A 24124-nucleotide genomic window follows, 5' to 3' on the forward strand; every position below is an offset into this window, starting at 1 on the left:
GGGGTGCTGGACGGTCCCGCCCTGGACGGGCGGCACCGCCGCGTTGCCCTTGGGCGCGCGGCCGTCGAACACCACCGTCCAGTGGCCGCCGTTGGCCCGCGCCAGCTCTGCCACCTGCTCGATCAGCCGCCGGGCCGCTCCCGTGCGGTCACGCCACCAGCCGTCGGGCCGCGACCCCATGACGTTATTGCCATCCACAAACACTCGCGTTTCCTGCTGCAAGCGGCTCTCCTGCCAACGCGGCTTTCCACTATGTCCGGCGCGTGGGATGGTAAAGTAGGGCAGCACACCTAGCAACCGGGGAGGAACGACATGCAGCTTGAAGGGAAGACCGTGCTCGTCACCGGCGCCGCTCGCGGAATGGGCCGCGCCACTGCCGAGCTCGCCGCCGAGGAGGGCGCTCGGGTCGCCGTCGCCGACATCAATCTGGCGGGTGCCGAGGCGGTCGTGGCGGGCATCAAGGAGCGCGGCGGAGACGCCGTCGCCATCGCGGCGGACGTGGGGGACCTGGAGTCCATCAACGCGATGGGGGAGGCGACGCTGGGGGCCTTCGGCTGCATCGACATCCTCGTCAACAACGCGGGCATCACCCGCTACGCGCCCTTCATGGAAGTGACGGAGGACGACTGGGACTCGTTCATGCGTGTGAACGCCAAGGGCTCCTTCTTCACGCTGCAGCGGGTCGCCGCCGAGATGATCCAGCGCGGCGAGGGCGGGGGCATCATCAACATGGCCTCCATCGCCGGCAAGGGCTTCCGGGGCACGTCCAACGCCGCATACGCCTCGACAAAGGGGGCGGTCATCGCCTTCACGTACCAGGCCTCCAGCGCCCTGGCGCAGCACAACATCTGCGTCAACGCCGTCTGCCCGGGGCCCATCGACACCGACATGTCGCGAGGCGTCGGCCGGCAGCGTGCGGAGGCCACGGGTAGGTCCTTCGAAGAGCAGGTAAGCTCGGGCCTGGAGAGCATCCCGCTGGGCCGCATGATCCCGCCGGACGACGTGGCCCGGATGGTGGTCTTCCTGATGGGTCCGGGCGGCTACAACATCACTGGCCAGACCATCAACGTCGACGCCGGCGTGCTGATGGGCTAGGCCACCGCCTATCGCCCTTTGCAGTCAAAGGGCTTCTCACGACACACACTGCAACCGGGGGGAGTAACGTGCAACTCGAAGGGAAAGCTGTCCTCGTCACCGGCGCCGCCCGCGGGTTTGGGCGCGCCATCGCCGAGCTGGCCGTCGAGGAGGGCGCGCGCGTCGCCGTCGCCGACGTTAATCTCGACGGCGTCGAGGCCGTCGCGCAGGGCATCCGCGACCGCGGCGGGGAAGCCGTCGCCATCGAGGCCGACGTCAGCGACATCGCGTCCATCGACGCCATGGTCTCGGCGGCAGTCGGCGCCTTCGGCGGCATCGACATCCTCGCGAACAACGCGGGCATCACCCGCTTCGCGCCGCTGCTGGAGGTCTCGGAGGGCGACTGGGACTCCATCATGGGGGTGAACGCCAAGGGGGCATTCTTCGTGCTCCAGCGTGTGGCGCGGGAGATGGTCGCGCGAGGCCGGGGCGGGCGGATCATCAACATGGGCTCCGTCGCGGGCAAGGGCGGCCGCGCCTCCAACGCCGCTTACGCCGCGAGCAAGGCAGCCATCATTACCCTCACGTTCCAGGCCGCGAGCGCCCTCGCCAGCCACGACATCAACGTGAACGCCATCTGCCCCGGCGCGGCGGAGACGGAGATGTTCGCCGGCATCCGCCGCCAGCGCGCCGCCGCCTTCGGCCAGACCTACGAGCAAAACACCCTTGACACGCTGGCAAGCGTCCCCCTCGGCCGCATCATCGACCCGCAGGACATCGCGCGGCTGGCGGTGTTCCTCGCGGGCCCCGGCGGCTACAACATCACCGGCCAGACCATCAATGTCGACGGCGGCGTGCTGATGGGGTAGGGGGCGAGGCCACATACAACCCGTTAGCACAGCCCCTTGACGTATTGTCTCTTATATAAGACAATATTGACGTGGACATCCTCTACACGCAGGTCTTCCAGGACTGGCTCAAGGGGCTTCGCGACCAGCGTGCCAAAGCGTCCATCCTGACCCGCCTTCGTCGCGTCGAAGAAGACAATTTCGGCGACCACGGGTCCGTCGGCGGAGGTGTAAGCGAACTCAGGGTCGATGTTGGCCAAGGCTACCGTGTCTACTATACAGTCCGCCGGACCACCGTCGTGGTCCTGCTCTGCGGCGGCAGCAAATCGAGCCAGCGACGAGACGTAAAGCGGGCCCAGTTGATGGCGGCTGAGATTTAGGAGAGAACCATGGAACTCAAGAAGTTCGACGTAGTTGATTTTCTCGATAGTGACGAAATGCTGATCGAATACCTGAACGCGGCCTTGGCGGAGAATGACCCTGCCTTCTTCGCCAAGGCCATCGGCGACGTAGCGCGCGCCCAAGGCATGACTTCCATCTCAGAAGCGACCGGCCTGGGACGGCAATCGTTGTACAAAGCCCTGTCCGCCGGCGGCAACCCCCGCATCGACACCCTCTTCAAGGTCCTCGACGCCCTGAACATCCGACTCGCCGCCACCCCCGCGTCCAAACTCCAGCTCCAGCGCTCACCCCGGTAGCTACAACATCACCGGCCAGACCATCAACGTCGACGGCGGCGTGTTGATGGGGTAGGGGGGCTTGACACGCGGGGGCAGACGGTATAAGCTGTGAAACACAGTTTTTGTGGAATTGCGAGATTGTGAAAATGAAGAACATCACTGTGTCCGTCGATGAAGAGACCTACCGGCTCGCCCGCATCCGGGCCGCCGAGGCGGGAACGTCTGTTTCCGCCATGGTGCGCACCTACCTGGAGGGCCTTACTGAAACCGAGGACTCTGCCCTGGTTCACCAACGCATGAACAGGCTGCGGGAAGACATACTCAACAAGTACGTTGCTCGCAGCGGCGGCTTGCGCATGTCTGACAACCTCTCCCGTGATGAGCTGCACGACCGCGATGCGCTTCGTTGATACCAATATTCTCCTTTACGCGGCGGTCGGAGGTACAGAGGAAGCCGACAAGCGTAGGATCGCCCGCGCTGTGCTGGAAGACAGAGATCTTGTCTTGTCAGTTCAGGTCTTGCAGGAGTTGTACACACAGGCGACCCGCCCCACTCGCCCTGAGGCAATGCGCCATGATGAGGCCGTCCTCTTCATCGGCACTTTGCTTCACTTCCCCGTCCAACCCATAACGCTGGACGTCTTCCGCACGGCGCTTGAATACCGGGAGCGGTTCCGGCTCTCCTACTGGGACAGCGCCATTCTCGCGGCGGCCAAGGTCGTCGGCTGCGACACGCTGCTCACAGAGGACCTGAACGCCGGCCAAGATTACGATGGGGTGCGGGCGGTCAACCCGTTCACCGCTTAACCCGCAAGCGGACGAGACGGCGGTAGACAGCTTGGGCGCTACGGACTCGTCACAGGCTCCAGGCCGAACTCCGCGCGGATGGCATTGACGATGGGGAAGTAGTCGTTGGCATAGAAGTCCTTGAGGGCTTGTTCAATCTTGAGCCTTGCCTTCTCCGGGTCAAATGCATGCAGGTCTTGCTCATTGAGGACGACGCGGGAATAGCCCGAGTGCCATTTCGCAGCAAGGGGTTTGTCCCTTTTTACACCTGAGACTCCACTATCTTGCAAGCAAGTGGCCACTAGCTGGCGGATGTCATTATCTTCTTGCGCGGTAGGGCCGATATATAGGAATAGTCGCAGTCCCTGCTCTTCCTTGAACTCGAAGAGGACGATGCGTCCTGAAGTTGTCCAACCTTGGGATCGTTTGAGATTCGTAATCTCATCAAGGCTACCGGAGTATACGCGGTAGTGGTGCCGGTCGTGATAATCCTGGTATAGATCAGGGGCAACCTCAGTCACCGTATCTTGCACAAGGGCCCACAGCTTGTTCAAGTCGACTGACCTTACACTTATGATGTGCTCAATGGCCGTTTTGTGTTTCACATAGACCTGGTACGCGAGTTCGTCAATGTTGTCCCGTGTTGCCAAGACGTGCCTCCCCAAGGTGCGCTTATATTGGGACAGGAAGTCGCTAACGGCTGGGCTAATGGATGAACCCCGCATCTGCAAAACTCTATCCATGAGTTGATTAATTGTTTCGTAGCTGAGAGAGACCCATTTCTCTCTGTCATTGTCGTCCTGGGGTTCCCTTCCATCTGGGGTCAGAAATATCGGGAAGGGCGTGAGATTAGGGTATTCTGTTTCTACGATATTCCGGTATCGCGCAAGCTGGTCTGAGTGTTCATTGGCGCCAATCTTGTTCTCTATGGGGCAGACGAAGCCATCGGCTGCTCCGACCACAAGTATGTCAATTCGATGCCGTTCAGTTGCAATTTCTACGTTCGAGAGATTCCAAGCGTCCACGTCGATCGAAGAGAGTGCACTGATTCCGAGTGCGCGCGCTTTTGCTGTGGTCTCCATCAGGAATCGACGCAGAAAGTAGTCACCAAGCCCGTGAGTCTCTTGAGGACTCAGGAGCCATGCCAAAAAGGCCGAGTGAAGAACCTCGCGCCTCGCTATACCGAGCGCGTCGAACAAGTTGAACTCACTCAACAGCGCCTCTAGCTTTTCGAGGTCCCTATCAAGCACCAGCGCTTCCAGTTGCTCCTCGGTCAGCTCGCTCACCCCAGTCCCGCCTACGCCCTGTCCCACACCCGCGTGTACTTGCTGATGCTGCGGAGCTCCTGCGGCGGGTTCATGTGGCTGCCTCGGATAGTGTAGCTGACCTCTGCCACGTACACGCTGCCCTCCGAGTCGACGGTGATGCCGTGGGGCGCGATGAACTGGCCGGGGCCCGTGCCCTCCTCCGGGCTGCCGAAGCGGCACACCAGGTTGCCGTCGAGGTCGTATATGCCGACGCGGTGGCCGAGGCCCGGCGCGTCGTCGACGCCGCCGATGCCGTTCAGCTCGCCGATGTAGATGTGGTCCTGCCACAGCATCATCGAGTCCGGGCGGTGGATGTTGTTCCACATCGTGATGAAGTTGCCCTCCGCGTCGAAGACCTGCACGCGGTGCGGCTCGCGGTCGACCACGTACACCCGGTCGCGCTCGTCGATGGCGATGTTGTGCGGGCGGATGAACTGCCCCGCGTCGATGCCGGAGCTGCCCCAGGAGAACTTGTACTGGCCGTCGCCGGTGTAGACGTGGATGCGCGCGTTGCCGTAGCCGTCGGAGATGTAGATGTCGCCGTTGCTGGGCCGGATGGCGGCGGAGGTCGGCCGGTTGAAGGGCTCGCCGCCCCACTTGGGTGACGGGTGGTCCCGCTCGCCGATCTCCATCAGCCGGGTGCCGTCCGACGCGAACTTCTGGATGGTGTGGATGCCGTCGTCGGCGACCAGCAGCGTGTCGTCGTGGGCGCAGTAGAGGCCGTGGGTGCGGGTCTCGCTGAACCACCCCTCGCCAAAGGTGCGCTGGAAGTTGCCGTCCTTGTCAAAGACGATGATGGGGTGCTTGCCGCGCGTCAGCACGTACACCGTGTCCTGCGAGTCCACCGCGACGCCTGGGCACTCGACGAAGGTCATGCCGTCGGGCAACTGCTGCCCCCATCCCTCGACGTACTCGTAGAAGAAACCGTTTTCGCCAAAGATCTCAGCCATGATTTACCCCTTTCGGCGTAGTTGCGGGCACACGCGTAGGGCGCGCCCCTGTGGAGTTGGGCTATGCTAGTTGTCCCGTGCGCGGCGTGTCAATGAACGGGCTTAGGCCGCATTGCGACGCGGGGCGCGGGGTGGTAGTCTGCTATTACAGACAGATCCCTTACGCAGGAGTTCCATTTTGACTATGACAGCGGAGGCCGCCCACCTCTTTGAGGATGCGCGCAACATGTACGCCGCGGCGCTGGAGCGACTGGCCGCAGGCGACATTCGCGACGCGTCGGAGAAGGCGTGGTGCGCCACCAAGCGTGCCACCGATGGGCTGCTGCTCGCGCGGACCGGGCAGGCGCCCGAGAGGACTACGGAGACCGGCAGGGGGATTCGCACCCTCTCCGGCGGCAGTCCGGCGGTCTACGATTTGCGGGTCCGCTACTATCACCATCAGTCGGTTCTGCACGGTGCGTGCTTCTACGACGGAATGTGCGAGCCCATAGCCGACACCGAGCAGCTCATCCGCCAGACTGCCCAGTACGTCCAGGATGCGGAGCGGCTAGCCAACAGCTGAGCCGGCCCGTTTCACGCGCAGGCGCTCCACTACCCGCGGGTCAAGCGCACACTGAAGAGACCGTTCGTCCTGAGCATGTCGAAGGGAAAACCTGCGTCCGTTCGCCCTGGGCCTGTCAAAGGGCAATCCACGTGAGCATACAAGCGAAGACAAATCGGAGGACAGCATGGAACTCACGGACAAGCAGAGGGACTTTCTCAATGCCAACCACAACGCCGTATTCTCGACGTTCCGGCGCAACGGCGCGGCGCAGCTCAGCGTCGTCACGAGCGGCCTCTACGGCGACGGCGTCGCGTTCACGACGACGGCCGACCGCGCCAAGCACCGCAACCTCACTCGCGACCCGCGCTGCACGCTCCTCGTCTCGCATGACGAGTGGCGGCCGTTCCTGGTGGTCGAGGGCACCGCGACAGTGCTCACGCAGGACAACACCCCCGCCGACGAGCTGCGCACCGCCTTCCGCGACGTCTTCCGCTCCGCCGCCGGCAAGGAGCACCCGGATTGGGACGAGTACGACAGGGTCATGGTGGAGGACCGCCGCGTCATCGTCGTCGTCACTGCGGACCACGTCTACGGGACGTTGGGGTAGGGGCTAGGCGACTTCTTCCTCGTCGTCGCTCTCGGATTCCGGCATGCCGAGGGCCTCGGGCTCAACATAGCGAGAGCTACGCACCTGGGGCGCATCAATGGCGTAGGGCGTCGGAAAGTCCTCTTCCCCCTTGCCTAAGAGACCCGCAAACTCCCGGCCCTTGGGGACAATTGACCGGTCAAATGATCCGATGGACGAGTCATAGGCCTTGAGGGCGCGTTCCAGACCCTTTCCTACCGAATCGTAGTGGTTCATGAATGTCTGCAAGCGGCGAAATAGGTCGTCGCCGGCCTTCGCAATTTCACTGGCATGCTCGGCAAGATGGTGCTGCTGCCAGCCATGCGCGACGGCCCACAGCAGCGAGATTAGCGACGCGGGTGTGGCGATCGCCACCCGCTTCGCCATGGCGTAGGTGACCAGATTCGGATTTGACCTCAGCGCGGCGGCAAGAAACTGATCACCAGGCACGAACATCACCACAAAGTCCAGGGAGCCGTCCACTTTGTCGCCGTACTTCCGGGCGGCGAGGCCGTCCACCTGCGTCTTCAGCGCGTCGGCGTGCCGAGTCAGCGCGGCGTTTTCCGCCGCCTCGTCTTCCGCCTCGGATGCCTCAAGAAAAGCCTTCGCTGAAGCCTTGGCGTCAATGACTACCGCACGGCCATCAGGCAGCCGAACTGTCATGTCCGGCCGGTCGCTGCCGCTCTCCACGGTGGCCTGGAGGCTGTAATCGATATGCTCATTGAGCCCTGCTAGTTCCACAACGCGCTGAAGCTCGATTTCGCCCCATGACCCTATCTGTGTGCTGCTCGTGAGCGCACTTGCCAGCTTGCTTGTCTCAGTGGTGAGCTCGCTGGCCTGTTTCGTCCACGCGTCAATCTTGGGATTGAGGTTCTGATAGTTCTCCGCCAATGGCTTGACCAGTTCCTGAAACTGCTTATGGCGGTTCTCCAGATCACCCTTGGCAGCTTCCATGGTTTTGCCAAGGTTCTCGTTGGCGAGCTGCAAGAAGGCTTCGCTATTGTTGGCGGCGACCCGGCTCGCCGTCGCCTGAAATGCCTCGCTCAGCTGCTCCTTCGCCGTCTCCAGCAGCTGCTCGCCGGTCTTCGCCTCAGACAGTCTGCCCTCCAGCGTCGCGACGCGGGCCTTCGCCCGCACCTCCTGCGCGAACCACACCACCACGGCGCCCACCGCGATGCCCACGACGACAGCGACAATGACTTCCACGGTTCCTCCATTTGCCGGCCGCCCCTGTCGTTGGATATTGCGGCAAGGGCGAAATCCACTGCGGGGATTATGCTACACTAAAGGCGCTTGAGGAGCGTATGTAAATGGGCGTCTTCCATTGCACAATAACCGTGTCCCCCGTCACCGGCGCCGACTCCCGCCGGACGGAGGCCATCGTCGATTCCGGGGCCAGCTACTCCGTGATCCCCGCCCGGTTGCTCAACGAGTTGGGCATCCAGCCCAAGCGCACTGACGTCTTCATGCTGGCCGACGGCACCCGCCATGAGGAGGTCATCGGCGAGGCCCGCGTCGCCGTGAACGGCCGCGACGCCGTGACCCCCGTCGTGTTCGGCTCGGACGAGGCCCTGCCGCTCTTGGGCGCGGTGACGATGCAAATCCTCAACCTCGTCGTCGACACCAAGGGCGAGCGGCTGGTCCCGGGCGTCGCTTACTTGCTCTAGCCGTCCAAGCTCCCCTACCGCTGCACGTTCCGGTACGCGTTGGCTCCCGCGACGATCGCCGGCAGCCCGCCCATGAGGTACGCGACGCCCAGCGCCTCCGCGACCTCCTCCTCCGTCGCGCCCAGGCCGCGCGCCCGGTTGGCGAGGTTGGTCACGCCCTGCTCGTGGTTCAGCAGCGCGTCGCAGATCATCATCATCAACGTCTTCACGTGCGCCGGCAGCGCGCCGCCCTCGGTGATCGATGCGCGCGCCCCGCCGACCATCGCCGCCAGCTCCGGCGCGTTCTCCTCCAGAAGCTGCTGGAAGCCTGTGGGCTGTGCCTGTGTCATGGTTTGCCCTCCGATTTCGTATTGGAATGGACGCAGCGTACCAAAGCGGCGGAGGGGCGTCCAGCGTTGCGCTCGCCTACGCCCTCAGCTAGCATTGTTCGCAGCAATCAGACTGTCGGAGGTCCTCATGGATGTTGAAGAGCTGTTGAAGGGCGTGTTGGCCGTCACGCGCGATGCTGCATTCAATCGCGTCCGCTACATCGGCGCGATGATGTCACAGGAGGAGCAGGCCGAGTTCCTCAAGGGCCTCTTCAACCAGGCCGTCCTGGCCCGCGAAGCCAGGAGCGGCGAGTCCCTCTTCGACTACCTCGAAGCATGGGAGGAGAAGGGCATGGCTATCGTCGCCGGCCGCGCCCAGTCGCCCATCGAGCTCGACGCGACGCCGTGGACCTCCCTGCGCGTGCCCGTCCGCGAGGCCAGGCTGGCCCTCGTCACCACCGGCGGCTTCTACCTCAAGACCCAAGAGCCCTACGAGACCGACGGCCCCGAGAACCTCGGCGACTGGTCGTGGCGCGCAATACCCCGCACCGCGTCGCCGGACGACTTGGAGGTCGCCCACATCCACTACGACCTCTCCGGCCCCCGCGAGGACCGCAACTGCGTCTTCCCCATCGACCGCGCCGCCGAGATGCACGCCGAGGGCCTCATCGGCAGCCTCAACGACACCTACTACTCCTTCATGGGCTTCATCCAGAAGCCCGACCTGCTGGCGTCCGAGACCGCCCCGGAGGTCGCGCGGCTCCTCAAGAAGGACGGCGTCGACGCCGCGGTCATCACGGCCACCTGACCCATCTGCAATCGGTCCAGTGGACTGATAGCGCGCGCCCTGGAGGCGGAGGGGATCTCGACGGTCCTGGTGATGATGAACAGCGGCCTCGCCGAGGTGATGCAGCCGCCGCGGGTCTGCCGCGTCCGCTTCCCCTTCGGCCGGCCCATGGGCGAGCCGGGCAACGCCGACCAGAGCCGAGTGCTGCTCGAGGACGCCCTCAGCGTGCTCGAAACGGCGACCGAGCCGGGCAGCGTCGTCCACCTCCCGTACCGCTGGCGCCGCGAGGACTACGCGCAGGTCCGCCGCGACCGCGCCGCGCCCATCGCCGGAGGCTAGCGGCAACCCAGCACACGGAGGACGCCCTTGAACATCGGATTCAGCGCCCCCACAAGGGGCCCGCAGGCGACGCCCAAGTCCCTCGCGCAACTCGTCCAGCACGGCGAGGACCTCGGCTTCGGCATCGTGACCGTCAGCGACCACGTCGTCTTCCCGCGCGCCGCCAACTCGACGTACCCCTACAGCGAGGACGGCTCGTACTGGGGCGGCGTCGAGTGCATGGAGCAACTGACGCTCCACGCGTACTTGGCAGCCTGCACAACGTCGCTGCGGCTGCTCACCTCCGTCATGGTCGTCCCCCACCGGCCGCCGGTGCTGACCGCGAAGGTGCTCGCGACGGTCGACGTACTGTCCGGCGGCCGCCTCATCGTCGGCTGCGGCGCGGGCTGGCTGCGGGAGGAGTTCGAGGCCATCAGCGCGCCCGACTTCGACAGGCGCGGCGCCGTCACCAACGAGTACATCCGCGCCTTCAAGGAGCTATGGACCAGCGACGAGCCCACCTTCGACGGCGAGTTCTGCAGCTTCTCCAATCTCCACTTCGAGCCAAAGCCCGTGCAGAAGCCGCACCCGCCCATCTGGACCGGGGGCGAGAGCCCCGCAGCGCTCCGCCGAGCGGGACGCCTCGCCGACAAGTGGTTCCCTATCGGCACGAACCCCACCTACCCCGTCCGCACGCCTGAGCAGCTCACACAGTCGCTGGAGCGCGTGCGCCACCACGCCGAGGAGGCCAGCCGCGACCCGTCGGACGTGGGCGTCGCCTACAGCGCGGGCATGCCCAGCCTCGGCGAGGCCGTCCAGCAACCGGACGGCGCCCGCCGCCCCTTCACCGGCGACAGCGAGCAGGTCGCCGGGGACATCCGAGGATTCGCGGAGGCGGGCGTCAACGACATGGCATTCCGCTTTGAGCGCGGCACGCTGGAGGAGACGCTGGCAGCAATGGAGCAGTTCGCGGACGAGGTGATGGCGAGGGTGTAGGCCACCCCTACCCCTGCGCCACCATGTCCTCAAACAGCTCAAAAAACTCCGGGCACGTCTTCTCCACGCACCGGTAGTCGTCGATGACCACGCCCGGCGTGACCAGGCCCATGACCGAGAACGCCATCGCGATGCGGTGGTCGCCGAAGGTGTCGATCGTCGCGCCGCGCGGCTTGGCCGGGTAGACCGTGATCGTGCTCTCAGTCTCCTCCACGCGCACGCCCATCGACTCCAGCCCTGCCGCGACGCTGTGCACCCGGTCTGACTCTTTGCCCCGCACGTGCGCGATGTTGGTGATCGTCGTCGGCGAGTCCGCGAAGGGCGCGACGCACGCCAGTGTCATCATCGTGTCGGAGAAGTCGCCCATGTCGACGGTCACCCCGCGCAGCCCGCTCGCGCCCTCCACCGTCGTCGAGCCGCCCGCCTGCGTCAGCCGGCACCCCATCTCCTCCAGTACCCGCAGGAACTGCGTGTCGCCCTGCAGCGAGCCCTCCAGCGGCAGGTGCTCGACGGTGACGCGCCCGCCCGCGACTGCCGCCGCCGCCGCGAAGTACGACGCCGTCGACGCGTCCGGCTCGATGGCGACGTCGTTCGCGCGGTAGCCCCGGCCGTTGCCGACGAGGAAGAGGTCGTGGCGCGGACGCTCCACCGCCACGCCGAACTGCTCCATCAGCCGCGTCGTCATGTCGATGTACGGGCGGCTGACCCGCACGTCCGCCTCCAGCTCCAACGGCGCGTGGCACAGGGGCGCCGCCATCAGGAACGCCGAGGTGAACTGCGAGCTTTCGCGGGCGTCCATGACCGCCGGGCCGCCGGCCAGCCCGCGCGTCGCCATGTCGAGGGGGAACGTGCCCGTCGGCGTCGTGATGCCGACGCCCTGCGCCTGCAGCGCGGCGATCAGCGTGTGCATCGGCCGCCGCTTCATCTGCGCCGTCGAGTCAAAGTGGTAGTCGCCCTCGCCCGCGGCGACTGCCGCCAGCAGGAAGCGCGCAGCGGTCCCCGCGCTGCCGCACCACACCGACGCGCTCGCGTTGGGCGCGCCGCCCGCCGCGCCGGTCACTGTGCAGACCGCGCCGCCCGTCTCCTCAACGCCGAACCCCAACGCCTGCAGCGCCCGCACGAAGACCAGCGTGTCATCGCTGATCTGCAGGTTGGTGAGCGTCGAGACGCCCTCGGCCAGCGCCGCAAGCAGCAGCACCCGGTTCGAGATGCTCTTGGAGCCGGGAATGACGACGGAGGCGGCAAGCGGCCGCTCAGCCGTCGAGATCTCCTTCTGTTGTGTGTCCGCCATGCGTCCCGCCTGGGCTTCACTCGCCACGTTGTCCGCCAGCTACTAGCGTACACGAGCACACCCCGGCATTCCAGCGGAGGGGCCGCAGGGGCCTTGCGCCGCCGGGGGCAAAAGCCCAACGGCAGGATGCCGCCTACTCTGAGCCGCCGCCGGACCCCCGGCGGTTGCCCGCAAGCAGCGCGTTCAGGATCTCGGTTGCCACCAGGACCAGGAATCCGACGCCCAGGCCTCTGTTGAGGACGCTCAGAAAGCTGCCGAAACCGCCTTCTATCCACCAGTAGAGGCCCGTGACAAGGGTGACCAGAATGGCGACCACCCCCAACACCCTGCCGATCATCACCACATCCATCCGCGCCGGATCGATCTTCACTTCCATGGCAGCCTCCTTGTTAACGCATACCTGGGCCCTCTATCCGCGCCGTGCACCCTGTCTCCGGATCGCCTTCGCGCTTCCGAGAGCGGGCGCGGTCTACCCGCGCGAAGGGTACAGGATTATCACTCGCCATACAACAATTGTCAGATGCTCGGAACGCCATTCTCTAATTTTTGCGCATTCCGGCGCGGAAGGCCCTGAATGCGGCGATTATGCTCTCGCAGGCGCTTGCGCCTAGACCGCTCCCCGTGCAGGCGGTACACTTGCGCCGGCCAATGCAACCAGGAGGGGAGTCATGGCACTTACCGGCAAGGTAGTTGTGATAACCGGCGCCGCCCGCGGCATGGGCCGCGAGTACGTGCGGTGGTTCCTGCGCGAGGGCAGCAAGGTCGTCGCCCTCGACCAGTCCTGGGAAGATGTCGACGACTTCTCCGAGGAGCTCGGCGGCTTCGAGGAAGCCCTCGTCGTCACCGGCAACATCACCAGCGACGCCGACCTCGACGCCGCCTACCAGGCGACGATGGACCGCTTCGGCACCGTCGACGTCCTCCTCAACAACGCCTCCATGCGCATGCGGGACGTGCACCCCTCGGCGGTGCTCAACGTGCTGGACTCCACGGACGAGCAGTGGCAGTACGCCTTCGAGGCCAGCGTCCTGGGTCTGATCAAGGCCATCCGCCGCTTCGTGCGGCCCATGATCGAGAACAAGAGCGGCAGCATCATCAACGTCTACTCCGGCTCCGGCGTCATCGGCCGCCCGGGCAACCAGCCCTACGGCGCCGTCAAGGCGGCGGTGCACAACTTCACCCAGTCGCTGTCCGGAGAACTCGCGGAGTACAACATCGCCGTCAACTCGCTCATTCCCGGCGGCACCCGCAGCACCGGCTACGAGGAGCAGACACGGCTGCAGGCGGAGATGGGCCGCGTCAGGGTGCGGAACCCCGTCGGACCCGGCCACACCGCGCCCGCCGCGGTGTGGCTTGCCCAGCAGGACTCCTCCACGTTCACGGGCGAAGCCGTCGACGCGCTGAAGTGGAACGAGGAAAACGGCTACGGCAGCTACGACGCTTGGGCCTCGCCCGACTAGGACGTGCCGTCCCGTGACGACGCTGCTAAAAGCGCTGACCGGCGCGGGCGTTGGCCCGAGGCGCACCTGCTTCCGGCTCATCACCGAAGGCAAGGTCACCGTCAACGGCGAGCCCGCCACCAACGCCACGCTCGAGGTTGACCCGGCGGTAGACGCCATCGAGGCCGACGGCCGGCGGATCACAGCCGCGCAGCCATACGTCTACGTCAAGATGAACAAACCCGCGGGCGTCCTCTCGGCCGTGCACGACACCCGTGGCCGCCCGACCGTCTCCGGCCTCGTCCCGCCGCGATACCGCGACTTGCGTCTCTTCCCCGTCGGCCGCCTCGACATGGATTCCACGGGCCTCGTCCTCATGACCAACGACGGCGACCTCGCCTACCGCCTCATGCACCCCAGCTACGGCTACGAGAAGGAGTACCACGTCAGCCTGAAGGTGTCGCTGACGGACGCCGACGTCCGCGCCCTGTCGCAGGGGGTGCTCCTCGAAGGCCAGCGCACCGCCCCGGCACGGGTCGCGCGGCTGAACGATCGTGCGGGCATCAAGTACAGCGTCACGCTCGCGGAGGGCCGCAAGCGCCAGGTTCGCCGAATGCTCGCGTCGCTGGGCAAGCCGCCCACAACGCTCGAGCGCGTCCGCATCCACACCCTGCTGCTCGGCGACCTCGCGCCCGGCGAAGCACGGGATCTGTCGGCGGACGAGTTGGCCGCGTTGCGGGGCGACAAGGGGAGCTAGGGCCTGAGGACTGGAGTGCTAGTTGGCAACGAAGTCGCCAACCCAGTGCACCGGGTAGCTCGCATCGCTGGCGACACGATGAAAGCGCTGGTCCGCAGTCCACAGCTCGCCCCCCAGCGACTCGGCCAGCGCCAGGTAGTGCGCGTCGTACACCGCGCTCTGGCGGAGTTCGCTAGCCAGTTGGACGGCGCGAATGTGAAGGCCGCTGACGTCCCTGAACTCAATATTAATAGCAAGCAGGCTCTCCACGCCGCTTACCACATTTTCTATGGTGTGTTCACCACGAACCATACGCTTGTAAAGGGCATTGGCCACCTCCACCCGCATATGATGGGGAGCCACCATCTGGATATTCTCCGTCAACCAATGCCGGACGAGGGCATTGGCTTCTCTGGTGTATTCCTCGACAGCTAACCACTTGACCGCCACGCTGGCGTCCACCACGACGAAACCGGCCACTACCGGCCATCCAGCTGACGGTCACGCTCCTCACGTGCCTCATGGATGAGGTCGACACTGCTGCCGGGGAGCACCCGGTCGCCGTAAATTCTCTTCTGACGGGCGATCAGCTCATCAATCGACATGCGAGGCGGGGGCTGTCCTTCGGCATCGTCCTTGTCGAGTTCCTTGTCGATGGCCGCGCGGCAGTACTGCCCCATGCTCACGCCCTTCCGCGTAGCAGCCGCTTGTAGCCGTTCCTGCACGTCTGGGGCTAATTCCAGGGTCAGGCGCTTTTTCTTCGTTTCCATAGTGACGCGTCCCAAAAACGATGTGAATTAAGCTTAACGCCAGCATCGCTACGCCGCAATGTCGGCAGTCAGACTGGGGCCCGCTCGCGTGACGCCCAGCTTACCCTACCGCCGCGACCACCGCGTCGCCGGCCGCTCCTGCAGCTCGCCGTCCACGTACACGTCGACCCGCTCGTTGAAGAAGCAGACCAGGTTGGCGATCTTGACCGACTCCGACGTTGGAAGCTGGTAGTACCACGCCAGGTCCTCGCCGTCCTCCACGCCCTCAACCGAGTAGTAGTTCGCCGTGCCCTTGTACGGGCAGCGCGTCACCCGCTCGCTCTTGGCCAGCAGGCCCACCTTCACGTCCATGACGGGCAGGTAGTACCGCACGGGCAGCCCCGTCTCGAACAGCAGCGTCGGACGCGTGCTCTCGGCGAGCGTCACGCCACCCTGCTCGACGCGCACGTGCCGCGTGCTCGGAAGGCAGTCGACGCGCTTGTGCGGGTCGCGGGCGTGGACGAAGACCTCCTCGTCCTCCTCGAACCAGTGGTCCACCTTGTTCCAGTAGAAGGCGACGTAGCCGGAGATGTCCGGGCACGTGTCCGCAAAGGGCGACGTGTACGCCCACAGGACGTTCTCCACCGTCGAGTCGCCCGCGGTGAGCGAGTAGTACTCCGCGTTGCCCTTGTACGGGCACTGCGTGACCAGCTCGGCATTGGCCATCAGGTCCATCCGCACGTCCTCGCGCGGGAAGTAGTACGCGGGCACGTTCCGCGTCTCGAACAGCAGCAGTGCGCGCCGACTGTCGGCGATGAACTCGCCGTTGTGCATGACGCGCACCCACTTGGCGCACGGCTCCACCGACCCCGTGTGGTTCGGGTCGCGCCTGCCGATGAGCTCTTCCTTGGATGCAAGCGTAGTCATCGTATGCCTCCCGGGAATGTTTGCCGGATTGTGGCACAGGCCCACCCTGCGGGCAAGGGCGCGCACGTGCCGCCTCTTGACGTAGCGGCACGCTTGGGGCAACCTTGCCGCACAGCATTCCCGTCCTGACTCAACCTATGCGAAGGAGCAACACCATGAAGGCGGCTGTCCTCTGGGAACTCGGCCAACCCCTGTCCATTGAAGAAGTCGAGCTCGACCCGCCCAAGGCCGGCGAGGTCCGGGTCAAGATCGGCGCCGCGGGCATCTGCCGCAGCGACCACCACTACATGAAGAAGGAAGGCTCCATCGCGACGCCCGCCGTCCTCGGCCACGAGGGCTCCGGCACCGTCATCGAGCTCGGCGAGGGCGTCACCACGCTCAACGTCGGCGACCGCGTCATCCTCTCCTTCGTCCCCAACTGCGGCCGCTGCAAGTTCTGCCTGACCAACCGCGCCAACCTGTGCGCGGCCCACGCCGCCACCGGCGCCACCATGTTCGACGGCACCACGCGCCTGCACCAGGGCGACACCCGCATCAACCACATGGGCAAGGTGGCCTGCTTCGCGCAGGAGGCCGTCGTTCCGGAGAGCGGCTGCGTCAAGGTGCCTGACGACTTCCCCTTCCCGCAGGCCGCCTACATCGGCTGCTGCGTCACCACCGGCGTCGGCGGCGCGATCTTCAACGCCGGCGTGCACCCCGGCAGCGCCGTGGCCGTTGTCGGCTGCGGCGGCGTCGGCCTCAACGCCCTGATGGGCGCGCAACTCAACGGCGCGACCAGGATCATCGCAGTCGACATCGACGACGGACGCCTGGAGTTCGCCGGCCGCTTCGGCGCGACGCACTTCGTGAACCCGCCCCACGGCGACCCCGTCGCCCGCATCAAGGAGCTGACGGACGGCGCCGGCGTGGACTACGCCTTCGAGGCCTTCGGCGCCTCGGAGACCATCGAGACCGCCTACCATTCCATCAAGCGCGGCGGCACCGCCACGATCCTCGGGCTCGCCCCCATCGGCGACGACCCGGTCATCCCGGGCATCGACCTCGTGCGCAACCAGAAGACGCTGAAGGGCAGCTACTACGGCTCCGCCCGCCCGCGCGTTGACTTCGACACCATGGTCGACCTCTACCTCAACGGCAAGCTCGACCTGGACTCCCTCGAGGGCAAGCACTACTCCCTGGACAACATCATGGAGGGCTACGCGGACCTGGAGAAGGGCGTCCCCGGCCGCGGCGTCATCACGGACTTCAGCTAGGCAAGAGGAAGGACCTGCAGCATGCCCGGTGATTTCACCGTCCTGGAACTGGTGCAGAACGGCAGCATGAGCGCCGGGATGGCCTCGGTACTCTGGAGCGCGATGGACGACCGGCGGTCGTTCATCGTCGCCGCCGGGCCGCGCCAGGCCGGCAAGAGCACCACGACGGAGGCCATCCTCGACTTCCTCCCGGCCAGCGTCCCGCGTTACGACCTGACGGGCGATCGCGCCCAGATGGACGCCCTCGCGGCCTCCCCCGACGGCGGCTACCTCGTCGTCCCCGAGTTCAGCGACCACACGCCCTGGTACCTGCGCGGCGAGCAGGTCGTGCAGGTCTTCGACACCGCCGACCGCGGCTTCTCCATCGCCGGGACCCTCCACGCCGACACGCCGGAGGACACCTTCGCCGAGCTCCGCTCCCACGGCCCCATCACCGACAGTCAGCTCGAGCGCATCGCGTGCCTGGTCTTCCTCGGCGTCCGCGGCTACCCCGACAACCCCGTGCGCTGGGTGTCGAGCCTCTGGCAGGTCGACGGTGTCGCCCGCGGCGAGCCTCGAGGCCGCCTCCTCTGCCGCTATGATGCCGCCGCAGCCCGCTTCGTCTGGGAGTACAGCGCCGTCGGCCTCTCCGCGTCCGAGGCCCTCCGCGAGGAGCGCGCCGCCCGCATCCAGTCCCTCGCCGACGCAGGCCGCACCAGCCGCGCTGACTTCGCCGATCTGCTGACTGCGTAGCCGCTAACGGCGCATCGCAATGTTCGGGCTGCAACCGTCATTCCTATTCCTCTATAATGGAACTGAATTCGTTGCGGTCACTTTTGTCTGCCTGCAAGAGAAAGGCTCCTGAATGGACAAGGTCTTCATCTACTGGGATCACTCCAACATCTTCATAGAAGCGCAGCGGCTCGCAGAAGAACTCGAGGCTGAACACGACGCCCGCTATCGCGTCCGAATCAAGTTTGACAACCTGTTCCGGCTGGCTCATGCCGACCGTCCTGTTGAACGGGCATACGCGGCGGGTTCCGTGCCTCCAGAGCTTCGCCAGCTGTGGAACCGCCTTGAAAACAATGGCGTCTCGGTGTACCTGTTCGATCGGGGCAGTACCGAGCGCGGAGAGCAGGAAATCCCCGATCGCGTGCTGCAACTGCACATGTTGGAAGACGCTCTGGACTATAACGGCGATGCTGGCACTGTTGTGCTGCTGACGGGTGACGGGGCTGGCTATCTGGAAGGCACGGGTTTTCATAGCACTCTGGAACGTATGCACAAGCGTGGTTGGCGGATTGAAATCCTGTCGTGGGCCGATGCCTGCAACAGAAGAATGCGGGCATGGGCAGAGGAGAACGGCGTCTTCATCCCACTTGACGACTTCTATGAGTCCATCACCTTCACGGAGCCGTCGCGGCCAGGGTTTCCACTGGCCCAAGGGCGGGGTGCAGCGCCGCTGGACCTGACCCGGCGACGAATGTCCTAGGCAGGCATTTTGTCAAACCTTGCCGCATAGCCGCTGAATTGAAATCAGCGGGCATTCACTTTGTTTGCCCTTCGATTTCCCTCAGGGCGAACGTGGTAGACAACACAAACCGATACACAGAGGAGCACCCATGACCACACTCGTATTCGGCGGCACCGGCTTCATCGGCCGCCGCACCGTCCCCCGCCTCGTCGCCGCCGGCGAGGACGTCGTCGCCGTCGACATCAACCCCGCAACCGCCGACTACTCCGCCCTCGGCGACAAGGTCCGCGTCCGCGCCGGCGACATCACCAACTTCGAGGACGTCGTCAAGGCCGTCATCGACGCCCAGCCCGACCGAATCATCAACCTCGCATACATGATCGGCGGCGGCGAGGACACCCCCCACTTCTCCTTCCGCCTTGACCTCCTCGGCATGGACAACTGCTTCGAGGCCGCGCGCCTCTGCGGCGTCAACCGCGTCGTCTACGCCAGCTCCTTCGCCGTCAGCGGACTCCAGCGCTTCTTCGGCGACCGCGCGCTGAACGAGGACGACCCGGCCCACGGCAGCAACATCTACGCCATGAACAAGCGCTACAACGAGTTCCAGGCCGCCCAGTTCAACCGCGTCTACGGCATGAACATCATCGGCATCCGCCCGCCCATGGTCACCGGCTACGACAAGCAGCGCGGCTCCATGGCCCACGTCCGCATGGTGACGCTCCCCGCCCAGGGCCTGCCCGTCTCCTTCCCCCAGAGCGGCGTCATGCAGATCCCCCTCCACGTCGACGACATCGCCGAGACCTTCACCCGCATCACCCTCGCCGAGGCGCCAAAGCACACCCTCTACAACACCGGCGGCACCCCCGTCAGTCTCGCCGAGATCGCCGACATCGTCCGCGGCTACATCCCCGACGCCGACATCTCCTTCGACGGCGACGGCGGCCTCGATGACTCCCCCAACTACCTCATCGACAACAGCCGCCTCATGAGCGAGTTCGAGCTGCAGTACGCCCCCTACCCTGACCGCGTCCTGCAGATGATCAATGAGGTCCGAGAGCACCACAACCTGCCCCCCGTCGAGGCCCCGTAATCCCCAGTTCCTTCCCCCTTTGGAGGAGGGCTATACAGTTCCTTCCCCCTCGGGGGGAAGGTTAGGATGGGGGAGCCCCCGTTCGCCAGGAGACAAGTCAAAAGGCCCGCCCCTTGTTCGACATGGGGGTGAACCAAGCGAAAGACGCAACACAAACCGCAAAGGAGCACACATGACCACACTCGTATTCGGCGGCACCGGCTTCATCGGCAGGCGCGCCATCCCCCTGCTCGTCGAGCGCGGCGAGGAGGTCGTCGTCGTCGACCTCAATCCCGCATCGGCCGACTACTCCGCCTACGGCGGCGCCGTTCGCGTCACGGGCGGCGACATCACCAGCTTTGAGGACGTCATCAAGGCCGTTATGTCCGTCAAACCGGACCGCATCATGAACCTCGCCTACCTCCTCGGCTCCGGCGAGGACACCCCCCACTTCTCCCTGCGCATCAACATCCTCGGCATGGACAACGTCTTCGAGGCCGCCCGCCTCTGCGGCGTCAACCGCGTCACCTACGCCAGCTCCATCGCCGTCAGCGGCCTGCAGACCAACTTCGGCGACCGCCTGACCACCGAGGATGACGCCATGTTTGGCACCCGCCAGTACGCCAAGCACAAGATGTTCAACGAGTACCAAGCCTCCCAGTACAACCGCATCTACGGCATGAACATCACCGGCATCCGCCCGTCCAACGTCACCGGCTACGACAAGGTCCGCGGCTCCACCGACCACGTCAACTGCATCACTCTCCCCGCCGAGGGCCTGCCCGTCAAATTCCCCTACAAGTCCATCCGCCGCCTGCCCTTGCACGTCGACGAGATCGCCGAGATATTCACCCGCGTCACCCTCGCCGACTCCTCCCGCTACGAGGTCTACAACTCCGGCGGCGCCCCCATCAGCCTCGGCGAGATCGCCGACGTCGTCCGCGAGTTCATCCCAGACGCCCAGATCACCTTCGACGACGAGGGCGGCCTCGAGCACTCCGACAACTACCTCGTAGACAACTCCCGCCTCCTCACGGAGTTCGAGCTGGAGTACAAGCCCTACCGGGACCGCATCCTCCAAATGATCAACGAGGTCCGCGAACACCACGGCATGCCCCTCGTGGACGCGAAGTAGCCGCCTCCCACTCTCGTCATTCCTGCGGAGCCTGCCCCCGTACCCCGATACGGGGGCAGGAATCCAGAGGGGCGGGGCGGAGGGCGTAGGGGCGATTCGCGAATCGCCCGTCCCGCCGGCAGGCGGGAACCCGCGCCCACCAACAGGTAACCCGAGCAAGGAAAGGAGCCCACCCATGATCGGTCTCGTCGTCCAGGAACCCAGCGCAGCCGCAGCCGTCGCGCGCATCAAGCAGACCGAGGACGCGGGCGTCCCCGCCGTGTGGATGACCATCATGGGCGCGGGCGGCGCCGACGCGATGACCACCTTCGCCGCCGCCGGCGCCCAGACCAACAGCGTCCTCATGGGCACCGCCATCGTGCCGAACATGCCCCGCCACCCCATCATCATGGCGCAGCAGGCCATCGCCGTCGCCCAGCTTGCCCCCGGCCGCTTCCGCCTCGGCATCGGCCCCAGCCACCAGACGTCGATGCAGGCTACCTTCGGCTTCGACTTCCGCAAGCCCCTCACCCGCCTCGGCGAGTACCTCGACATCGTCTCCGCCCTGCTCACCGAGGGCCAGGTCGACGTCGACGGCGAGTTCTACACCGCCCACACGCGAACGCCCACCGCCCCCGACGTCTCCCTCATGGCGTCCGCCCTCCGCTCGGCGTCGTTTGAGTTCTGCGGCGCGCGAGGCATCCCCGCCCTCTCGTGGGTCTGCCCCTCCGCCTACCTCCGCGACTCCGCCCTCCCCGCCATGCAGCGCGGCGCCGAGAAGGCCGGCGTCGAGACCCCGCCCCTCATCGCCCACGTCCCCGTCTGCATCAGCGAGGACCGTGACGCCGTCCGCGACGCCGTCCGCGCGCAGCTCGCCAACTACCCCCGCGCGCCCTTCTACGTCCGCATGTTCACCGACGCCGGCTACCCCGAGGCCGCCGAGGGCACATGGAGCGACGCCATGATCGACGGCACCGTAGTCTGGGGCAACCGCGAAGCAGTAGCCACCGGCCTCCAAACCTGGCTATCCGAAGGCTTCGGAGAACTAATGGCCCACCCCGTCATCACCGGCAACGACCGTGAAGCCGCCCTCGCAGACGTCATGCAGGTCATCGCGGCGGCGAACTAGCGCCATCCACGATCCCCGCCGTCCTTCACGTCCGCCACCGTCATTCCCGCGAAAGCAGGGATCCAGGGGCAGTGGGCTTACCCAACCACGTTCGACGCCGCGTGGGTTCTCTCGCAACGCCCTACTTCATTCTGTTGGCTGTTTTCAAATGGTTGACTGTATCCAAGAGTTACCTCATATCATTTGCTCAGATTATGGGATTTGATTATTAGAGCATTGACAACGCGTTGTCCATCCATTATCTTTAATCCAAGCGGCCCACTGGAGGCCGAAACTAGCCTTGAGGAGGAATGCATGACGGAGAGAAGGCTTCTGGCCAAGCGAAACGGTGACGGTAGCTTTACGGTGTCCTACGCAGTTGGTGAGCTTGTAGAGGATTCGTTCGTTGACTTTTACAACGAACAGACGGGGTCTGGCTTCCAGCGGAATGAGACCAATCGGCAGACTAGGGGCAGACAAGTTGCTGAGTACATACGACGCTGCGTGAAGGACGGCGTGCAGCCTAAGTTGTTCGAACTGACTGCAAACGCCAGGGTCGGTACACCTTGGGGCGAAGGCGACAACTGGTCCTACGAACCGCTGGACGAGAAGGGCACCATTGGATTCCTCTACTTCAGTCCTCGAAAGGAAAGGGACTGGTTGTCCCTCACTGACGGGGCGACACGGTCCTTGGGACTGGAAATGGCCCTAATTCGAGGCGACCTGGATCCTGAATGGGGCGTTGATGTCCGAATATTCGTCAACCTGTCCATTGCCCAAGAGATTAGCCAGTTTCTCCTCATTAATGACTACCAGAAGAAAGTCCGCACTGACCTTGGACTCCGTGTAGTTCAAAGGCTTCTTGATGAAGGAGGCCTGACCACCCCTGAGAAGAAACTACTGCAGACTGTAGTGCCAGACACAGACTCATGGAAATTTGCGGCTAGCCGCATCACCAACGAAATGAACACAGCCGCGGATTCACCCTGGCGCAATCGGATCCAAATGCCCAGTGACCCGCCCCGAAGCACCACACTCCAAGCATATTTCACCAGCTTGGAGTACATCCTGAAGGACGAAGATATCAACGTCCTAGTGGAGCAGATGGTCAACACCGGAGAGGTCGAGACTGACAGCACCGAATTAGTTATCAGGGTGCTCAAGAACTTCTGGAACGCTGTGACTAAGGTCAATCCCAGAGCGCACCAAGAACCAGAGACCAACGTGCTTTGGGCACCGATTGGGTCGTCGGCATGCCACATTGCGCTAGCTTCAGTTCTAAAGACACTCTTGGAGAGTCCTGAGCCGAATCTGACAACCGAGCGGTTCGTGGACATGCTAGATGGAACCCTCGTGGCCAACTACGACTATTGGTACACCAAGAAGGGGAAACTACCAGACGACAAGTACCCCAAGGAAAAGGGGGATGCCACCATGATGACTGGAGCATCCAACTACAAGCGTCTAGCCAGAGATCTGGAGCAAGAGTGGCGTTCTAGCCTCCACACTCGACACAGCCAAAGGAGAGTGCTGCTGTAGGGCGGGAACACTACGGTAGATTGCGCTCTTGGGCCGCTGCTGTTGGAAATGCCATATGACAGCAGCGGCCCTTCCTGACATCAAGAAATCATTGCCGTGCTTGGCTACCCTACCCATTACGCCGCCACGTGCGTCCCTGCGATGCACCTGAAGACCGCGCCCGCCATCATGCCGCTGCCCCACCACTCTGCGTCACCCCCGTGCAAAGGCTGGCCCCCAACCGGGCGAGGCAGTGCCCCTTCCCCCCGGGGGAAAGGCTGGGATGGGGGAGTCCCCCACCCTGACACAAGCCCCTCGCGCGAAAGCCGCACCCCCCGTTACCCTCTCCCCATGCAAGCACTCACCACCACCGCCATGCAGCCCACCGCCATCGGCGCACGCGTCTTCACGACGGCGAGCCCCTCGTCCACCGGAACCGTCGTGGCTCAGCCCGACGGTTCCGGTGGACGAGGGGGCTGCCGGCCCCAAAAAAGCAAAAAACTTGAGTTATAGCTGGAATGCGACACATTCCCTACAAAACAAAGGCGAAACAACCTCGGCCGCAGCTACGGGCAAA

The 24124-nt window shown here is 64.7% G+C and carries 31 protein-coding genes; 21 read left to right on the forward strand and 10 right to left on the reverse strand.

The genetic code is table 11. From position 1 onward, the window contains the following. Positions 1–222, reverse strand: a 222-nt coding sequence (locus OXC99_11910; GenBank protein ID MCY4625688.1) for a hypothetical protein, incomplete at its 3' end; no start/stop codon positions are given. Between the two features lie 90 nt (positions 223–312). Between OXC99_11910 and OXC99_11915 the strand changes: the two genes are divergently transcribed. From OXC99_11915 to OXC99_11940, 6 genes are all read left to right on the forward strand, one after another. Then, entirely contained in the window at positions 313–1095 is a 783-nt protein-coding gene (locus OXC99_11915) for an SDR family NAD(P)-dependent oxidoreductase (protein ID MCY4625689.1), read from the forward strand. Between the two features lie 68 nt (positions 1096–1163). Beyond that, positions 1164–1943 carry a glucose 1-dehydrogenase gene (locus tag OXC99_11920; protein MCY4625690.1) on the forward strand — a complete coding sequence of 260 codons (780 nt, stop codon included), beginning with the start codon at positions 1164–1166 and terminating at the stop codon, positions 1941–1943. A 71-nt stretch (positions 1944–2014) separates the two neighbouring features. Next, positions 2015–2302, forward strand: coding sequence for a type II toxin-antitoxin system RelE/ParE family toxin (locus tag OXC99_11925; GenBank protein ID MCY4625691.1), 288 nt, complete (start codon positions 2015–2017; stop codon positions 2300–2302). A gap of 9 nt (positions 2303–2311) precedes the next feature. Next, complete coding sequence (locus OXC99_11930) at positions 2312–2620, forward strand: putative addiction module antidote protein (protein MCY4625692.1); 309 nt, start codon at positions 2312–2314, stop codon at positions 2618–2620. 128 nt (positions 2621–2748) lie between these two features. Then, positions 2749–3012 (forward strand): hypothetical protein, encoded by a 264-nt coding sequence (locus OXC99_11935; GenBank protein MCY4625693.1) that lies wholly within the window; start codon positions 2749–2751, stop codon positions 3010–3012. Next, complete coding sequence (locus OXC99_11940; GenBank protein MCY4625694.1) at positions 2999–3409, forward strand: PIN domain-containing protein; 411 nt, start codon at positions 2999–3001, stop codon at positions 3407–3409. Before OXC99_11935 ends, OXC99_11940 begins: the two co-directional genes overlap by 14 nt. 38 nt (positions 3410–3447) lie before the next feature. Here the strand turns inward: OXC99_11940 and OXC99_11945 are convergent, their stop codons facing one another. Together OXC99_11945 and OXC99_11950 are read right to left on the reverse strand one after the other, a co-directional pair. After that, the gene (locus OXC99_11945) at positions 3448–4674 is read right to left on the reverse strand and encodes a PD-(D/E)XK nuclease family protein (GenBank protein ID MCY4625695.1); all 1227 of its coding nucleotides are present in this window, start codon (positions 4672–4674) and stop codon (positions 3448–3450) included. An 11-nt stretch (positions 4675–4685) separates the two neighbouring features. Beyond that, positions 4686–5645: a peptidyl-alpha-hydroxyglycine alpha-amidating lyase family protein gene (locus OXC99_11950; protein ID MCY4625696.1), complete on the reverse strand. Its 960-nt coding sequence runs from the start codon at positions 5643–5645 to the stop codon at positions 4686–4688. Positions 5646–5829: 184 nt separating this feature from the next. Here OXC99_11950 and OXC99_11955 point away from each other — a divergent pair, with 184 nt between their 5' ends. Continuing rightward, entirely contained in the window at positions 5830–6207 is a 378-nt protein-coding gene (locus tag OXC99_11955) for a hypothetical protein (GenBank protein MCY4625697.1), read from the forward strand. A 166-nt stretch (positions 6208–6373) separates the two neighbouring features. Beyond that, the gene (locus OXC99_11960) at positions 6374–6796 is read left to right on the forward strand and encodes a PPOX class F420-dependent oxidoreductase (protein ID MCY4625698.1); all 423 of its coding nucleotides are present in this window, start codon (positions 6374–6376) and stop codon (positions 6794–6796) included. A gap of 3 nt (positions 6797–6799) precedes the next feature. On the opposite strand, the gene rmuC is transcribed toward OXC99_11960, so the two are convergent. Continuing rightward, on the reverse strand, positions 6800–8020 hold the full coding sequence (rmuC, locus tag OXC99_11965; protein ID MCY4625699.1) for a DNA recombination protein RmuC: 1221 nt from the start codon (positions 8018–8020) through the stop codon (positions 6800–6802). A 104-nt stretch (positions 8021–8124) separates the two neighbouring features. Between rmuC and OXC99_11970 the strand changes: the two genes are divergently transcribed. Further along, positions 8125–8481 carry an aspartyl protease family protein gene (locus OXC99_11970; protein ID MCY4625700.1) on the forward strand — a complete coding sequence of 119 codons (357 nt, stop codon included), beginning with the start codon at positions 8125–8127 and terminating at the stop codon, positions 8479–8481. Between the two features lie 14 nt (positions 8482–8495). Here OXC99_11970 and OXC99_11975 read toward each other — a convergent pair whose 3' ends face one another. Beyond that, the gene (locus tag OXC99_11975) at positions 8496–8810 is read right to left on the reverse strand and encodes a carboxymuconolactone decarboxylase family protein (GenBank protein ID MCY4625701.1); all 315 of its coding nucleotides are present in this window, start codon (positions 8808–8810) and stop codon (positions 8496–8498) included. Positions 8811–8937: 127 nt separating this feature from the next. On the opposite strand from OXC99_11975, the gene OXC99_11980 reads away from it, so the two are divergent. From OXC99_11980 to OXC99_11990, 3 genes are all read left to right on the forward strand, one after another. Next, on the forward strand, positions 8938–9597 hold the full coding sequence (locus OXC99_11980) for a glycine/sarcosine/betaine reductase selenoprotein B family protein (GenBank protein ID MCY4625702.1): 660 nt from the start codon (positions 8938–8940) through the stop codon (positions 9595–9597). A 72-nt stretch (positions 9598–9669) separates the two neighbouring features. Further along, positions 9670–9915, forward strand: coding sequence for a hypothetical protein (locus tag OXC99_11985; GenBank protein MCY4625703.1), 246 nt, complete (start codon positions 9670–9672; stop codon positions 9913–9915). Positions 9916–9942: 27 nt separating this feature from the next. Further along, positions 9943–10890, forward strand: a complete 948-nt coding sequence (locus OXC99_11990) for an LLM class F420-dependent oxidoreductase (GenBank protein MCY4625704.1) — start codon at positions 9943–9945, stop codon at positions 10888–10890. Between the two features lie 7 nt (positions 10891–10897). On the opposite strand, the gene aroA is transcribed toward OXC99_11990, so the two are convergent. Then, the gene (gene aroA / locus OXC99_11995; GenBank protein ID MCY4625705.1) at positions 10898–12181 is read right to left on the reverse strand and encodes a 3-phosphoshikimate 1-carboxyvinyltransferase; all 1284 of its coding nucleotides are present in this window, start codon (positions 12179–12181) and stop codon (positions 10898–10900) included. Positions 12182–12314: 133 nt separating this feature from the next. Continuing rightward, complete coding sequence (locus tag OXC99_12000; protein ID MCY4625706.1) at positions 12315–12557, reverse strand: hypothetical protein; 243 nt, start codon at positions 12555–12557, stop codon at positions 12315–12317. A 292-nt stretch (positions 12558–12849) separates the two neighbouring features. Here OXC99_12000 and OXC99_12005 point away from each other — a divergent pair, with 292 nt between their 5' ends. Continuing rightward, positions 12850–13641: an SDR family NAD(P)-dependent oxidoreductase gene (locus tag OXC99_12005; GenBank protein MCY4625707.1), complete on the forward strand. Its 792-nt coding sequence runs from the start codon at positions 12850–12852 to the stop codon at positions 13639–13641. A 13-nt stretch (positions 13642–13654) separates the two neighbouring features. Further along, on the forward strand, positions 13655–14377 hold the full coding sequence (locus tag OXC99_12010; GenBank protein MCY4625708.1) for a pseudouridine synthase: 723 nt from the start codon (positions 13655–13657) through the stop codon (positions 14375–14377). A gap of 18 nt (positions 14378–14395) precedes the next feature. Here the strand turns inward: OXC99_12010 and OXC99_12015 are convergent, their stop codons facing one another. The 3 genes from OXC99_12015 to OXC99_12025 all read right to left on the reverse strand — a co-directional run bounded on the left by OXC99_12015 (position 14396) and on the right by OXC99_12025 (position 16032). Next, positions 14396–14836: a type II toxin-antitoxin system VapC family toxin gene (locus OXC99_12015; protein MCY4625709.1), complete on the reverse strand. Its 441-nt coding sequence runs from the start codon at positions 14834–14836 to the stop codon at positions 14396–14398. After that, positions 14836–15126 (reverse strand): hypothetical protein, encoded by a 291-nt coding sequence (locus tag OXC99_12020; GenBank protein MCY4625710.1) that lies wholly within the window; start codon positions 15124–15126, stop codon positions 14836–14838. Before OXC99_12020 ends, OXC99_12015 begins: the two co-directional genes overlap by 1 nt. 105 nt (positions 15127–15231) lie before the next feature. Beyond that, entirely contained in the window at positions 15232–16032 is an 801-nt protein-coding gene (locus tag OXC99_12025; GenBank protein MCY4625711.1) for a DUF427 domain-containing protein, read from the reverse strand. A gap of 155 nt (positions 16033–16187) precedes the next feature. On the opposite strand from OXC99_12025, the gene OXC99_12030 reads away from it, so the two are divergent. The 7 genes from OXC99_12030 (at position 16188) to OXC99_12060 (ending at position 23568) form a co-directional block, all read left to right on the forward strand. Then, a complete protein-coding gene (locus tag OXC99_12030; GenBank protein ID MCY4625712.1) occupies positions 16188–17285 on the forward strand; it encodes a Zn-dependent alcohol dehydrogenase in 1098 nt (365 codons plus the stop codon). Positions 17286–17306: 21 nt separating this feature from the next. Further along, complete coding sequence (locus OXC99_12035; GenBank protein MCY4625713.1) at positions 17307–18017, forward strand: hypothetical protein; 711 nt, start codon at positions 17307–17309, stop codon at positions 18015–18017. Between the two features lie 112 nt (positions 18018–18129). Continuing rightward, positions 18130–18756, forward strand: coding sequence for an NYN domain-containing protein (locus OXC99_12040; GenBank protein ID MCY4625714.1), 627 nt, complete (start codon positions 18130–18132; stop codon positions 18754–18756). Positions 18757–18886: 130 nt separating this feature from the next. Next, entirely contained in the window at positions 18887–19828 is a 942-nt protein-coding gene (locus OXC99_12045) for an NAD(P)-dependent oxidoreductase (GenBank protein MCY4625715.1), read from the forward strand. Positions 19829–20000: 172 nt separating this feature from the next. Further along, positions 20001–20942: an NAD(P)-dependent oxidoreductase gene (locus tag OXC99_12050; GenBank protein ID MCY4625716.1), complete on the forward strand. Its 942-nt coding sequence runs from the start codon at positions 20001–20003 to the stop codon at positions 20940–20942. A 175-nt stretch (positions 20943–21117) separates the two neighbouring features. Next, positions 21118–22050 carry an LLM class flavin-dependent oxidoreductase gene (locus OXC99_12055; GenBank protein MCY4625717.1) on the forward strand — a complete coding sequence of 311 codons (933 nt, stop codon included), beginning with the start codon at positions 21118–21120 and terminating at the stop codon, positions 22048–22050. Positions 22051–22344: 294 nt separating this feature from the next. Beyond that, positions 22345–23568, forward strand: coding sequence for a DGQHR domain-containing protein (locus OXC99_12060; GenBank protein MCY4625718.1), 1224 nt, complete (start codon positions 22345–22347; stop codon positions 23566–23568). The last annotated feature ends 556 nt before the right edge of the window (positions 23569–24124 follow it).

This window comes from Chloroflexota bacterium, assembly GCA_026713825.1.
Taxonomy (GTDB): Bacteria; Chloroflexota; Dehalococcoidia; order Lucifugimonadales; family UBA1127; genus UBA1127.